The sequence below is a fragment of the Candidatus Nitrotoga arctica genome, from assembly GCF_918378365.1.
GTDB lineage: Bacteria > Pseudomonadota > Gammaproteobacteria > Burkholderiales > Gallionellaceae > Nitrotoga > Nitrotoga arctica.
Window position 1 is genome coordinate 40,074 of the sequence record NZ_OU912926.1, and the last position, 13,948, is coordinate 54,021.

Annotated in this window: 17 protein-coding genes; 5 read left to right on the forward strand and 12 right to left on the reverse strand. The window is 46.0% G+C overall.

What is annotated here, in order from left to right; genetic code table 11:
* The first annotated feature begins 14 nt into the window (after positions 1 to 14).
* The 3 genes from MKZ32_RS00145 to MKZ32_RS00155 all read left to right on the forward strand — a co-directional run bounded on the left by MKZ32_RS00145 (position 15) and on the right by MKZ32_RS00155 (position 2,313).
* Positions 15 to 779 (forward strand): glycosyltransferase, encoded by a 765-nt coding sequence (locus MKZ32_RS00145; protein ID WP_239795397.1) that lies wholly within the window; start codon positions 15 to 17, stop codon positions 777 to 779.
* 133 nt (positions 780 to 912) lie between these two features.
* Positions 913 to 1,179, forward strand: coding sequence for a helix-turn-helix domain-containing protein (locus MKZ32_RS00150; protein ID WP_239795398.1), 267 nt, complete (start codon positions 913 to 915; stop codon positions 1,177 to 1,179).
* 318 nt (positions 1,180 to 1,497) lie between these two features.
* The gene (locus MKZ32_RS00155; protein WP_239795399.1) at positions 1,498 to 2,313 is read left to right on the forward strand and encodes a PEP-CTERM sorting domain-containing protein; all 816 of its coding nucleotides are present in this window, start codon (positions 1,498 to 1,500) and stop codon (positions 2,311 to 2,313) included.
* Positions 2,314 to 2,705: 392 nt separating this feature from the next.
* Here MKZ32_RS00155 and MKZ32_RS00160 read toward each other — a convergent pair whose 3' ends face one another.
* On the reverse strand, positions 2,706 to 2,894 hold the full coding sequence (locus tag MKZ32_RS00160) for a CsbD family protein (protein WP_239795400.1): 189 nt from the start codon (positions 2,892 to 2,894) through the stop codon (positions 2,706 to 2,708).
* Between the two features lie 536 nt (positions 2,895 to 3,430).
* Positions 3,431 to 3,823 (reverse strand): hypothetical protein, encoded by a 393-nt coding sequence (locus tag MKZ32_RS00165; RefSeq protein ID WP_239795401.1) that lies wholly within the window; start codon positions 3,821 to 3,823, stop codon positions 3,431 to 3,433.
* A 504-nt stretch (positions 3,824 to 4,327) separates the two neighbouring features.
* On the opposite strand from MKZ32_RS00165, the gene MKZ32_RS00170 reads away from it, so the two are divergent.
* On the forward strand, positions 4,328 to 4,810 hold the full coding sequence (locus MKZ32_RS00170; protein ID WP_239795402.1) for an EF-hand domain-containing protein: 483 nt from the start codon (positions 4,328 to 4,330) through the stop codon (positions 4,808 to 4,810).
* 284 nt (positions 4,811 to 5,094) lie between these two features.
* The gene (locus MKZ32_RS00175) at positions 5,095 to 5,430 is read left to right on the forward strand and encodes a hypothetical protein (protein WP_239795403.1); all 336 of its coding nucleotides are present in this window, start codon (positions 5,095 to 5,097) and stop codon (positions 5,428 to 5,430) included.
* Positions 5,431 to 5,966: 536 nt separating this feature from the next.
* Here MKZ32_RS00175 and pstB read toward each other — a convergent pair.
* From pstB to MKZ32_RS00220, 10 genes are all read right to left on the reverse strand, one after another.
* Positions 5,967 to 6,740: a phosphate ABC transporter ATP-binding protein PstB gene (pstB, locus tag MKZ32_RS00180; RefSeq protein WP_239795404.1), complete on the reverse strand. Its 774-nt coding sequence runs from the start codon at positions 6,738 to 6,740 to the stop codon at positions 5,967 to 5,969.
* 12 nt (positions 6,741 to 6,752) lie between these two features.
* Positions 6,753 to 7,598 carry a phosphate ABC transporter permease PstA gene (pstA, locus tag MKZ32_RS00185; RefSeq protein WP_239795405.1) on the reverse strand — a complete coding sequence of 282 codons (846 nt, stop codon included), beginning with the start codon at positions 7,596 to 7,598 and terminating at the stop codon, positions 6,753 to 6,755.
* Positions 7,599 to 7,600: 2 nt separating this feature from the next.
* Positions 7,601 to 8,563, reverse strand: coding sequence for a phosphate ABC transporter permease subunit PstC (pstC, locus tag MKZ32_RS00190; RefSeq protein WP_239795406.1), 963 nt, complete (start codon positions 8,561 to 8,563; stop codon positions 7,601 to 7,603).
* 451 nt (positions 8,564 to 9,014) lie between these two features.
* Positions 9,015 to 9,245 (reverse strand): hypothetical protein, encoded by a 231-nt coding sequence (locus MKZ32_RS00195; protein WP_239795407.1) that lies wholly within the window; start codon positions 9,243 to 9,245, stop codon positions 9,015 to 9,017.
* Between the two features lie 306 nt (positions 9,246 to 9,551).
* Positions 9,552 to 10,112, reverse strand: a complete 561-nt coding sequence (locus MKZ32_RS00200; protein WP_275584232.1) for a ParA family protein — start codon at positions 10,110 to 10,112, stop codon at positions 9,552 to 9,554.
* Positions 10,087 to 10,296, reverse strand: coding sequence for a ParA family protein (locus MKZ32_RS15325; RefSeq protein WP_275584233.1), 210 nt, complete (start codon positions 10,294 to 10,296; stop codon positions 10,087 to 10,089). Before MKZ32_RS15325 ends, MKZ32_RS00200 begins: the two co-directional genes overlap by 26 nt.
* A gap of 263 nt (positions 10,297 to 10,559) precedes the next feature.
* Positions 10,560 to 11,012 (reverse strand): phosphohistidine phosphatase SixA, encoded by a 453-nt coding sequence (sixA, locus tag MKZ32_RS00205; RefSeq protein WP_239798061.1) that lies wholly within the window; start codon positions 11,010 to 11,012, stop codon positions 10,560 to 10,562.
* A 221-nt stretch (positions 11,013 to 11,233) separates the two neighbouring features.
* Positions 11,234 to 11,983, reverse strand: a complete 750-nt coding sequence (locus tag MKZ32_RS00210) for a GNAT family N-acetyltransferase (RefSeq protein ID WP_239795408.1) — start codon at positions 11,981 to 11,983, stop codon at positions 11,234 to 11,236.
* Positions 11,984 to 12,168: 185 nt separating this feature from the next.
* Positions 12,169 to 12,999, reverse strand: a complete 831-nt coding sequence (locus tag MKZ32_RS00215) for a lysophospholipid acyltransferase family protein (RefSeq protein WP_239795409.1) — start codon at positions 12,997 to 12,999, stop codon at positions 12,169 to 12,171.
* A 399-nt stretch (positions 13,000 to 13,398) separates the two neighbouring features.
* The gene (locus tag MKZ32_RS00220) at positions 13,399 to 13,947 is read right to left on the reverse strand and encodes a pyruvate kinase (protein WP_320412279.1); all 549 of its coding nucleotides are present in this window, start codon (positions 13,945 to 13,947) and stop codon (positions 13,399 to 13,401) included.
* Between the last annotated feature and the right edge of the window lies 1 nt (position 13,948).

Sequence of the window (13,948 nt, forward strand, 5' to 3'; positions counted from 1 at the left end):
ACGGAGCCAAATACATGCTTTCAATTATCATTTGCAGCATCAATCCGGAAAAGTTCGCGTTCATCTCTAAAAACTACATCGAGCTCCTGGGGAATGCGCCGTTTGAGATAATCGGCATCTACGACGCGCAGTCACTCTGTGAAGGCTATAACCGTGGCATCAATCAAAGCCGAGGCGACATCCTGATTTTTTGCCATGATGACATCGAGATAATCTCAACCGATTTTTACCCTCTTTTATGCCAATATCTTCAAGTCTATGACGTGGTCGGCTGCGCCGGCACAAATCACTTAGTCGCCAGCAACTGGGGGTTCGCGGGAGATCCCTACATGCACGGCACGGTGATTTACCCGGCGACCGCTGATGTATGGCCTGGCAATCACTTCGACTTGGCGGTGTGGGGCGGAGTCAGTTCGGTGGTCGTTGAAGGGATTCAAGCTTTAGATGGGTTTTTCATTGCCGTGAATAGACGGGTGGTGAATGAAGTACGCTTTGATGAACAAAATTTCGATGGCTTCCATATCTATGATACCGATTTTACCTTCGCAGCCTATTTAGCCGGATTCAAATTGGCAGTATGCAAGGATATTTTAATAGCCCATCAATCGCGCGGAAATTATTGTGAGAAGTACGCTGCATTTAGTGCAAAGTTTATGGAGAAGTATCAAGGCCGCCTGCCCGTTCAAGAATGCAATAACCGCCAAGTGGCATTAGCGAAGAACCTTGACCGTGCACAAATACTACGTATCCGTGACAGTTTTCGGGTCGCTCGAAGTTGAATTAAATAACCTATATAAGGGTAGCGTTCCTTTATTTTATTGCTTGGAAATTCACGAGCTTTTCAATTTACTTTGCAAAACTTGGCGCGCTCAATAACCAATCGCGAGACCTTAGAAAAGTTAAGGTGTTGGGATGGAGAACTCAGGAAAGCATTACCAGCACTTGAATGCTGAAGAGCGCGCGATGATCATGCTGATGAAACGAGAAGGAAGTGAACTTAGGGAAATTGGACGATTCTGGAAACGCTCTTCGAGCACTCTTCCAAAAGAGATTGCACAGAATTGGGGAGGTGAATCTGACTACGTTGCCTCCTTGGCTGGTGAACAGGCACACCGTCTGCGAATCAAGTCCCGTAAGCCATTGAAGCTCGGAGAGGCAATCCGTTGTTTGAAGGGGTGAAGGAACATCTCAAAGAGGAAATGGCCACCATTTAGAGATTGCCCATCTATTAATCATGTCGGTTTTCTTTACAGTGCCTGCAAATTTTACGTCTTTAATTATCAACATATTTTAGTCCTTAACATTTATTCAATTGAAATCATACATATGATCGCACAGAATAATTTGTGGCATATTTCATGCTTATATATGTAATGCTTTAATTTAGTGCTTCGATGTGGCATTTTGATCTTTTAAGCCCCAACGAGGTTATTTTAGATAGAGGGCAAATATATAGTGCCACTTATCTATAAATTATTAATTTTTAAGGAGGTTTAAATGCGATCAATAAATTTGAAGTCAGCAGGGCCAGCAACAATGGTTCCTTTAGCAATCAATAGTAATTTCATTCGCTCAGTGAGCATTGTTGTAGGTCTGTTGATGACCACTATGGCTCATGCTGGATTTGTCGACTTCGTTATTCGTGGTACGCCGACGATAAATCACCCTGCTGTTGGTCAGACCGAATTTGTTTTGACAGTGGGTGGCCAGAAGGCCGCTTTAGGTTCGAATGATATTAACGGTCAAACGCTGGGAAGTTTGCAAAGTGTCGCTATCACGCGGCTAGATGATGTGACCCGGTTCGCGGCTGGTTCCGGCCCTCGAGTGGCGCCCTATCTGAACTTCTGGATTACTGATGGCGCGGGCAACTTTGCCATCGTGGCAAATGAGCCTTCTGACGCTAATATGCAGTTGCTATATAGCAATGGTTACGATTTGAGCTTTGCTGACCTTTCGGGCAAGGTGGCAAAGATTTTTGAAAACACCAACAAGAGTTGGTTGCCCAATGCGGGCGTCGGGCTCACCTTCGCGGATCTCGCAAGTTTTGTTATTCAGGCGCCTACGGTTGCCCAGCTAACTAGCGGCTGGGCTGGCCTTGGGGGTGGTGCACCGCGTGAATTGGTTACCAATCTGGCCTACGGTGTAAACTGGGTGTTCGGCGATACGCTATCAAATTATGTCTCCGGCGACCCAGGCTATTTGGTCACAAATGCTTCAGTTAGCGCGGTGAATGGCGTGCCTGAACCAACAACTCTCGCACTGTTAGGTTTGGGTCTGGCAGGTCTGGGAGTTTCTCGTCGTCGCAAAATCTGATTCAAAGGTTCGTAATTAAACAGCACTTCCCCTAACATTTTAGACGTTTGGCGTAGTAGTTTCCTACCCCCTCTTAGTTTGGTTTCGAGGTAGGTGTAATTTAACCTACCTCGGAACCTTTTCCGACTTTTTTGAGTCTGCAATCACCTCAACACCAAATTTCCAAAGTGGATTGTTATGGCTAAAGGTGAGTCCAGTACGCGCATGTCCCGAAGCCGTTGCACCATAGTCTGGCTCTCGACTACTATCCATGACCTAAAATCCATTTTAGAGTTCACTGTTAAATGGACGCCATAGGTATCTCAATTTTCATAATCTAAATTTATTAGAAAGTTGACTGTGTTTATATCGTATACCTATGCAAAAGGCCATTTGATGGCAAGCTATCTAGTCTATGTACGCTTTAGTCGCCATTTCTTGAGATCATTATTAAGATCGCCAAATTCCGCTTGTCTTTTACCCATATTTTTCTGAGTTTTACCTTGTACTTCCAATTTTTTATCTTCGGTAAATTTACCGGCCATTTCTTTGGCTTGACCTATGGCTTTATTGATACGACCCTTAACTTGATCCCTGTTCATAATGTTTTCCTCAGAAATGAATTAAATATGATCCGAACTATGGCGACAACGACAGGGCTAGATATTGCCAAAAATTCTATATTCAGTCCGTGCACTACCTAACATACAGCGTACCTTTCGATGCTTTCTAAAAGCGGCGGTATAAGGTTATCTGTAAGTTGTCAGTGTTTGTGATTACTTGTATAGATGAATAAAGGAATGGTTCGTTTCTGGTTTTTTTGCATTTGCGATGCGGGTCATAGGAGATATTTTTTCAGGGTGTCAACATAGCGTCCAATTGATCCAAGGGTAAATGCATTATCTACAAACTGACAGTTTGGTAGCAGTCGTTGCTCAGATACGCTTGCCGCGCTGTATTTAGGAGTAGGGGTAGGTATTCGAAATTTACCCCAGATGGGGACGAGCCGATGATCGTTTGGGCAGAATGAATATTTTTGATGTTGGATCCGTAAGGTACCAGCCATCATTTTAAAAGGGCTTTGTTGAGGTAGGCTATCTTAAATAGAGCCTAACCTCCTGTTGTGCTTGATACAAAATTAATGCCCAGAACCACCTGATCCACCGGAGCTAGAACCACTGGACCCGCCAGATGTACTGCCTCCACCTGATGTTCCACGTATCCCGGTATTTATGCCCGGTGTCTGTGTATCTATGTCAGGTATCCCAGCGCCAATGCCCGGTGTTCCAATGCCTATGTCAGGCACCCCGCTACCTATGCCCGGCCTCCCGGTGTCTATGTCAGGTGCCCCCGTACCTATGCCCGGTGTCCCGGTGTCAATGGATGTGTCAGATGTACTTTTATCAGATTCGTTAGATTTTTGCTTCATCGTACTTTTTTGTCCATCTTCCTCTGGGGCGTTGGCTTGAGCAAAAGTAAAACTCAATGCAAAACACGACGCAATTGCAATATTAATAATAGTTTTTTTCATGGGTAGCTCCTGTAAGTTTTAAATTAAAACATTTATGAAATAGGTTGCAGGGGTATTTTCTGACTCAAATAGCGTTACCAAAATTTCTAATTACAAATTTATAAATCATTTGAAAATATATGCTCTTTACTTAATGTCGGCAGCAGATACCTCAATCCATAAATAGAAAACTTTGAAAAACTATTTTCATCACTAGAAAGAAGGGAGAGCGTTTGCAGAGTAATTTAATGACCATACGGTGTCTGTACGGCTGCGTACAATCGGTAGGTTTATCTTGCCAGTGATTTTTTTCACATCTCGATGATTTCGATCATTCTTAATTTTATGTAATCACCCCTGACAATACATAAATACATATATGTTCCATATCGCACAGACCAGATTCCAAATACTTTGTAATCTTGTTCCAGAGTTAGCCAATAAAAAGCCGGATAAAACTCGTTAAAGCGACAGAACCTTATATCAATTAAGCAATTTTCCGCAATTTTATAAATGGAGTTATAAATGAATAAACCTTTTAATTACCTCGCTATTACATCGTGTTTCGTATTGAGCACTACTTTAGCTCACGCTAATCCTGATTCATCTCAAGGAAATATGCACGATCAAATGTTCAAAACTATGGATTCCAATTCGGACGGAATGGTTACCAGGGACGAATTTAATAATTTTGGAGCAAAGAAATTCCAAGAATTGGATGCCAATGGTGATGGTCAAATCACCGGTGAGGAAATAAACGCCGCACACAAGAAGATGGAGAGTAGCGAGGGTGTAAGGAATAAAATGAATGATAGCGGAAAGGATCCCAAGGGTAAGGAGCGTTCCCAATGGGACAATGCTAATTCCAGGAACCAGTCGACGACGGGCGGTCGTTCCAATAATTCATGGACTCCTCAAGACTCAGGTGGTGATAGATCTGGCAATGATTCTTGGGATAAAAAGAGAGACGATGCTGGACACAAATCTAACGATAATGACAATAATTAATAACTGTAATTCATTGTAGAGTCGTTATTACATTGCTGCTGTTAGCACTGTAATGTATCTCTCAAACCCGCTTCGGCGGGTTTTATTTTGCATAAATATCGTTAGATATTCATGCGGAAGCTGGATTTTGGTACGGTACGGAAGAATCGAAGCCTGCGCTTAAAATGGTTGGATGTGCATAATCTATTGGGTGTGATCACGATCGTATGGGTGCTTGTTGTAGGATCACCGGATCCATCAATACATAGAGCCAGGTCATTATTGGGATTTGGCAGCGAGACCAAATGGCCGATATGCTTGCCCCCTATAAAGGGCTGCCTGCTCCCTCAAATTTTGGATCGCTGGAGCAATCGCTGGTCACGGCACGCAAAGCAGTACCAGACATGCACGTCAGTTTCGTTGCATTTCCGGGAAGCTTGTTCTCAAGCCCCCATCATTACACTGTATTCATGAAGGGCAGCACCCCGTTAACTTCTCGCCTGCTTAAACCCGCTTTGATTGATGCCCAGACCAGCAAGCTGACCGATAGCAGAGATATGCCTTGGTACGTAAAGACGCTTTTGTTGTCTCAACCACTGCATTTCGGTGATTATGGCGGGCTACCCCTGAAGATCCTTTGAACCCTGCGGGATATCTTTACCATCGTGGTTTTGGGCAGCGGGCTGTACCTCTGGTGGAGCCGGCGTAAGACGGCGGATAAGCGTATCAGCCAGCTGGAACAACTGCATCTTGATTATGCCGTGGGTTTGAAGGATATCAAATGAGAACCTTATTGCAGATATGGGGATTCCCATCTGTTGATGGCCGTACTACTGACATTTGGCCTGCTTGCGGCTTTACTCGGTGTCGGTATATGGCATGGGGCATCATGGATATCCATGGCCATCCCTGTAATGATAGGGCTGCGCCATTGGCTAAAGAGATAGGCGCTAAGGGACTCAATTCAGATGCGAGATTGGCGTTCGTTATTTTATTTTTACTTTTCTCAGGTATTTGACGGCATATTGAGAGGCTCGGTTACCTTTGAGGCCAGGCTGTTGGGGGCTGGACAGTTAGGCAACTGGACTAGCTATGGGAGTAAAAAATGCAATGATTTCGTCGGATTTGCTATGTAAAAAATAGCGTATTCCTAATACAAATCAGGAGTAGCGAACGCTTACCCGAACCGCCCGGTAATGTAATCTTCCGTTTCCTTGCGCTTAGGATTAGTGAACACCGTTCTGGTATCGCCGAATTCGATCAGGTCACCCAGATACATATAGGCGGTGTAGTCTGATACGCGCGCTGCCTGCTGCATATTGTGGGTGACGATGATAATGGTGAACTCTGCTTTCAGCTCATCGATCAGCTTTTCGATATGTGCGGTGGAAATCGGGTCGAGCGCAGAAGTCGGTTCGTCGAGTAACAAGATTTGCGGTTTGACCGCGATGGCGCGCGCGATACACAAGCGCTGTTGCTGACCACCGGAAAGTCCGGTGCCGCTCTGTTTCAGTTTATCTTTCGCCTCCGTCCATAGCGCTGCTTTCCTCAATGCCCATTCCACCCGTTCGTCCATATCGTGGCGGCTAAGGTTTTCATAGAGTTTCGCACCGAAAGCAATGTTGTCATAAATAGACATGGGGAACGGAGTCGGTTTTTGGAATACCATACCGATCTTGGCCCGAAGTGTATTGAGATCCTGCTTTTTGTCGAGAATATTTTCCCCATCCAGCAGAACTTCACCCGTCGCTTTTTGCTTCGGATAGAGTTGATACATGCGATTGAAGGTGCGCAGCATGGTGGATTTGCCGCAGCCTGAGGGACCGATAAAGGCGGTCACCATTTTTTCCGGAATGGTCAGGTTGATATCCTTGAGGGCGCGCTCAGCCCCGTAGTAAAAATTCAGGTCGCGTACAACCAGCTTCGGACTAACCGTTCTTTCAACGCTCATCTGCCTGCATCCTTAATAAGTTGTGGATTTTTGGCGGAATAATACACGCGCCATTATATTGAGCGAGAGCACGCTGAAAGTGATAAGCAGCGCACCCGCCCAGGCGAGACTCTGCCAATCCTGGTAGGGGCTCATGGCAAATTGGAAAATCACGACCGGCAGGTTGGCCATGGGCTGATTCATATCGCTGCTCCAGAATTGATTATTCAGCGAAGTAAACAAGAGCGGTGCGGTTTCACCGCTAATGCGCGCCACGGCCAGCAGCACCCCGGTAATGATGCCAGCCCGTGCCGCGCGCAGCGTCACCAGGTTGATCACCTTCCATTGCGGTGCACCCAGCGCTGCCGCTGCTTCGCGCAAGGTATTCGGCACCAGGCGCAACATATTTTCGGTGGTGCGGATGACGATCGGGATGACTAAAATGGATAATGCCAGCGCACCGGCCCAACCGGAAAAGTGCCCAATCTTGATGACATACATTTCATAGATGAACAGACCAATCACGATAGAGGGGGCAGAAAGCAGCACGTCGTTAATAAAGCGTGTGGTCGGTGCCAACCAGCCGCGCTGGCCGAATTCCGCTAGATAGGTGCCCGCGAGTATGCCGATAGGCGTGCCAATCAGTGCGGCGAGAAAGGTCATCATCAGGCTGCCGGCAATGGCGTTGAGCAAGCCGCCCGCGCTATTGGGTGGGGGCGTCATCTGGGTAAGTACTGCGATAGACAGTTGAGGCAGACCGTTTGCCAGCAGCGTCCATAAAATCCAGCCCAGCCAGATCAGGCCGAACAGCATGGCCAAGGCTGAAATTCCCAGACACAGGGCATTAATCAAACGGCGGCGTGTGTAGAGTGTCAGCATAATCAACTCGTGGATCCCTCGCGTTTCGTCAGCATGTACAGCATATAACGTGCCAGCGACAACACGATGAAAGTGATTAAGAACAGAATGAGCCCGAGTTCGACCAGGGCCGAGGTATATAGCTTGCCCACGGCCTCATTGAATTCGTTGGCCAGCGCGGAGGAGATACTATTGCCCGGCATCAATAGCGAGGCACTTAATTGATGGGCATTGCCGATGACAAAGGTGACCGCCATGGTTTCGCCCAACGCACGTCCCAGGCCCAGCATAATACCGCCAGCCACACCGATCTTGGTATAGGGCAACACCACATGCCACATGACTTCCCAAGTGGTTGCGCCCAAGCCATAGGCAGATTCCTTGAGCAGGGTGGGAACAACCTCGAATACATCACGCATCACCGAGGCAATAAAGGGAATAACCATGATGGCCAGAATGATACCGGCGGTGAGCACCCCGATGCCCATGGGAATGCCCTGAAACAAAGGCCCCAATATCGGGAGCGGCCCCAGTTTTTCTATGAGCCAAGGCTGAACATAGTCAGCAAACAGCGGCGCAAATACGAACAAACCCCACATGCCGTAAATAATGCTGGGGATGCCGGCCAGCAGTTCGATGGCAATGCCCAGCGGACGGCGTAACCAGCGCGGCGACAGTTCAGTGAGGAAAAGCGCGATGCCAAAACTGACCGGGATGGCGATCAGCAAGGCGATGGCCGAGGTTACCAGCGTGCCAACGATCGGCACGAGTGCGCCAAACTGTTCAGTGACCGGATCCCATTCCGCGCTGGTTAAAAATGAGAAACCGAACGCCTTAATGGAGGGCAGGCTGCCGATTATCAGTGAAACGATGATGGCAATGAGTAAAACGAGCACGGCGAATGCAGACAAGCGGGTGACATTGCGGAACAGAATGTCCAGCAAATTATGGCGCTTCATAGGTACTTCACGTAAAAACGTCGGCATGATTTTTAAAAGTGCTCAAAATTTGAGGGAGCCTGGCCCCCTCAAATTTTATCCGGCAAAAATTATATCTTGCAAATACACATTGCTAGAGCTTTTGAATAGATAAATTAAAAAAAACGATTTAGTCTCTCCAAACATTAGATTCGCTACAGCGTAGCCAACTATAGTCATTTTCTATTACATAATTATTACACTGCGAATTTTGCAGCGCTGGCTGCCATAACACGTTGATACTGGTGAAAAACAAGACTTTTTCATGATGGAAAAAAGAACGCGCACCACATTGCATACGCGTTTAACCGGAAAATGGTGATCTAAACGGAGTTAGTAAATAAGATGTTTGTCGTGTGTATTTTTAATTAAAGGGTGCCAGGGCCGTATGAAGAACGGCAGTATGGAAATAAGAGTTTCATGCATGTGGGCCTCAAATATAAATACTTGGCGCAGCTAATTAACCATTCTTCATCCAGTCACGAAAAGTAACGGGTAGCACGCGTTCACAAAAGTGGTTAAACATTTGGCGTTCAATCTCTTCATTGGCGTTACTTAAATAGGCACTCATTTTAGATGCGACTATATGGTATCTCACTCGATGCGACTCTCTCACCTCTGCATTAATGATAGCCGAGCTTAAAGCTTGCATGTGGTACGGTTGCTTAGGTTGCAGAATCAGGTTAAGCATCGTCATCTCCTTTTGAATGTATGGACGCAGGATAGTGCAACGATGTTTCAGGGATATGACAGAAAAATAAAGAATTTATTAAAGTGGTGCTGTAGCTTTTGTTTAGGGCGCCTCTAAAAATTCAAGTTTCTAAACAAGACAAGGCATAAGTAAAAAATTTGAGCGCTGCATATAGTTGATATGTAAGCGATAATTTTTTTCGAGTAACGCCGTATTGTGACGAAAATTTGATTTTTAGAGGTGCCCTTTAGAAAGGCAGGAGATTAATTTCTAAGCTAATCAACCTCATGCTACAGAGCTGAATCTTCAACCCAGGCATTCTTTAATTTCTGCCCATAATGATTCATAAGCCAGCGCCGCCCGACACGTTGGAGCATAGCTGGCAAGGGCTGCGCGATTTAGCCCCATCCGTTCTATATCGCTGGCATAGGGAATAGTAGTATTAAGTAATCCAGCTAAAGTTTTCGGTGGTTTTTCAACGAGAAGCCGATGGAGCTGTTTGCGCATATCCACCATGGAAAAAAATGGCAGCACCTGAAGATCATCCAGACTATTTTCTTTGCAAAACTTCAGAGTCTGGTCTAACGTTCGCAGTAATAAAGTAGAAGGAATGGTCGGCACTAACAAGACATCAGCCGCCTGAAATACGTTTTCTGATACTAGCGAGATACTGGGCGGACAATCAAGAAAAGCAACATCATAGTCGTCATCAAGATTCTGGAGCAGTTTTCGTAATTGCCGCGTTGGTTTTTTTGCGTCTTCCAAAAATAGATCCATATTGCGGAAGGAAAAGTCTGCAGGAATAAGGTCGAGATTGGCATAATCAGTTCCCTTGATTAGCTCATCCAAACCTTGCTTGCCATCCATAAGCGTTTTTAACGCCTCCTTTTATCTTGGATTTTACACGAAAGTAGAAAGAAGCCGCACCTTGCGGATCCAAGTCCATAACCGATGTGCGGGCACCCTCAAGACTCGCCAGATAGGCCAGATTAACGGCCGTTGCGGTTTTACCTACCCCCCCTTTAATGTTGTAGCAGGCAATAATATTCATGTGAGCGTGCTCCTTGTGAATCTTGGGGTTTAGTTAGATAGTCTCGCTGAAAGCGATACGGTTCTTATTTTCTGCGAAGGGTCGCAAAAAAGTATTCAATATTTCTTTCACGGAGTCCATGTGCAATATGACAAGAAGTGTATGGGTTAGGTGATTTTAGTCCATCCTAAAATTTGATTTTATTCGACACCTGGAGCGACCGTTTTTTATTTTTAATAATGAAAAGTAACGAGGACATTTAGAAGCGGTATTGTCTTAATGACTTAAAGAAACTCTGGCGACATCACCGCGCGCAATATGGTTTGGGTTTCATCATCGTGAGAGCGGTTACTAAACCACCACACTTCACTCTTCTTGACGCTCCACTCGGCCTCGACGCCCGACAGTAGCGCAGCAGCTAGGCGTCCCAAGGTAGGCTGATGGCCCACCACAACCACTGCACCCTTGGCATCCGGCCAGCCCGCTGCCTCTATTACTGATTTAACGGATGCTCCTGTGCCGACTTGTTTTGTGATTTCGAATTCCAGGCCCAAGGCATTTGCCGTCTGATGAGCTCGTTTTGCCGGGCTGACGAGGATGCGCGCACTCTGGGGAAGATGGGATTTGAGCCATTGCCCCACCTGCTGAGCCTGTTTTTCACCTTTTACTGTAAGTTTACGAGCATCGTCCGGCACGCCGTCCTCGGCATCTGCATGCCGCCATAAAATAAAATCCAAAGCTCCGCCCTCCGATAATAAAACACCCATTCTATACCCTGTATTCCATACCCTGATTTTATTACAAGCACTCAGGCCCCTCGGAACTAGATCGGGCACTTCTATAAATGGCGACGAATCCCGTCAGGTTAAAGTATTTAATGAATGCTTCCAGGATGCCGCTTATGTTTACATCTGTCCAGATGTGCCGCAAACGGATCTGTAGAAATTATATATATCACCTATTTACGGAGGAAATGCTTGGCATATTTTTCGTTTAGCCTGGACATGGGCAACAATATGAATAGGTCGGCAGTGTTGAAATCTGGATCCCAGGCCGGTTCACCGCCAATGTAAGCGCCCAAGCGTAAATAGCCTTTAATTAACGGAGGGATGTTGACGTCAAGCGTACTGTCTAATGCCTCGAGCGGCAACGGACAGCGAGGAAACACGCGATATTCAGCGGGCGCTGCATACAATTTGTTCAATTTTTTAAAAATGCTGGCAGCGCAATGTCCGCCATCGTTCATGCTGATGCTGGCGCAACCAATCAGGTATTCATGGTTGTTCATATGCATATAGTCAGCGAGACCGCTCCATAGTCGCGCGATGGTCACGCCATCGCGGTAATTTGAATGTACGCAGGAACGGCCAACTTCCACCATGCGGTCGCGCAGGTGAGCCAAGCGCGTTAGATCAAACTCGGTTTCCGCGTAGTAGCCGCAAATGGTTCGAGCGCGGTCGGGGGGCAATATCCGATAGGTACCGATCACCTTGTTGGTGCTGTTATCGCGTACGAGTAAATGTTCGCAATAGCGATCGAAAATGTCGCTGTCAATTCCTTCATGTGGGCTAGGCAGAAAGGCACCCATTTCTTCAGCAAATACTTTATACCGCAGACGTTGCGCTTCCTCAATTTCTGAGTCGCTTCTAGCCATACTGAGGGTAAGTCCGTTATGCGGCAGGTGGTGTTTTTGGTTCAGATTTAACATCGTTGTCTCCATGCGTGGGGTAAAGACAAATCTAACGATGGCCTGTTGCAGAGGTATTACAGGCAGATTAAGGATTGATGAAATGTGCGCGTCATTTGCGTACGCAATTGTTGGATTAAAGCTCGTGTTAGTAACAACAAAGGGGTCAACTACAGAAATGCAAGATTGCGGAGGAGATTGTGACGTTATTCTATTGTATGACTGGTATGGCCAGATGAAAGATTGACCAGGGTCGTATGGATTGCTTCACGTGCCTCGGAGGCCAGCATACGGCGATTTTTTCCTGTGCATGGGATTGCCGGTAAATAAACCAGCGTGACATGCAGGGAGGGGCTACACAGAATTTTCCATAGTGACTCGATAAATGTCATATCGTCCACAAAAGCCGCATCGCCATTCGTCTTACCAGTCCCATCATGATAGCGGATAGCAACCGGACAAATAGTGGATCCAATATCAACAGATCCTTGCAGCAGTGAAGAATGAAAATGACCCAGTTGAGTGCCATCGGAGGTAGTACCTTCCGGGAACACGGCGATGCAATCTCCCTGTTCCAGTATTCCTTTAATTTGGCAGTTAATGCGCGCTGTTTCCTGTCGGATGTCACGCTTAATAAACAGGGTGTTAATACGATGAAATATCCAGCCCAAAAATGGCCAATCGCCGATTTCAGATTTGGCGACAAAATATGCCGGAAGCACAGCATTCAGGGAAACAGCATCCAGCCAGGAGATATGGTTGGCAACAATCAGTCGGCCCTGCGCAGTTACGTGATGGTAACAACCATAAGTTTCCAAACCAACGTGTAGTACATCCAAAAACTTGCGTGACCAATATTGTACGATGTGCTGTTGAGTTGATTTGTTCAGTAACGGGATAGCACCCGCAAGCAGCATGCCATAAATTATATGGAACGCTATGCGTACGCCCCGAAAGCAGGCCGTTGGGGTACTTATCAATTGCGGTGCTTGATAGGGAGTTTCGCAGCTGTGAGATGTGGGATTCATAATAGCCATGTTATTTTGTCCAAATATTTATAAGGAATGGTTTTATGGCATTAAGCGCGCAAAATATTACACCTGTATTAATTATTTTTTATTTGGAACAATAATGTTGTTACGAGCGAGTTTGGCTAACATTCAAGATCTCATCAAACTGTCATAGCACTGAAATATCGCCTGCGGGGTTTGTAGATAGATGGCTGGTGGAAAGCGGGTGAATATGCGGTATGTAAGGTCAGAAACACGAAGAGTGACTTATTGCCACCCAACAGATCAAATGCGAATTGATCGTGTTAGGGTAATGCAATAATCATCCATTTGATGATATTAGCCTGCTTGGACTGATATCGGGGTCAGTCTGAGAACTTTGAATATCATAGTAGTTTATTCAGTGCGTGGTATTGCTCTACAAAATTAGGAATGTAAATGAAAGAACTGGGCCAGCTTCAACTTGCGCATCATTGAACTTTTTTTATTTTGATGACTTTGCATGCGGCACAGAATCCCGTTTAGTGTTTCAACCGCCTGCAATATATGTTCGCCTTTATTTAACATCACGCATTCAGCTTGATTTCCTAAAGCGGCGTCTGAGATTTCAGCGCGTGAGGGAATTCCATTCTTGGCTAAATTTTCCAGCACTTGAGTCGCCCAAATCACCGGTACATGTGCTGCTTCGCATATCCAGAGAATTTCTTCTTGTACCTCGGCCAGTCTTTGATAACTGCATTCCACCGCCAAATCACCACGCGCGATCATTACTCCGAAGGTAGCGGGTGAGCGCATGGCTTCCAGTAATATGTCAGGCAGATTCTCAAATCCACGCCGTGTTTCAATCTTGAGTATGATGCCCGGATGGCGTTTGTCGATACGGTCGATCTCTTTAATCAGGTCGACGACATCTTGCGCAGAACTATAGACCCGGCACGATTTATAAATGAATTTTTCTTGGTTTTCGATGTCTATG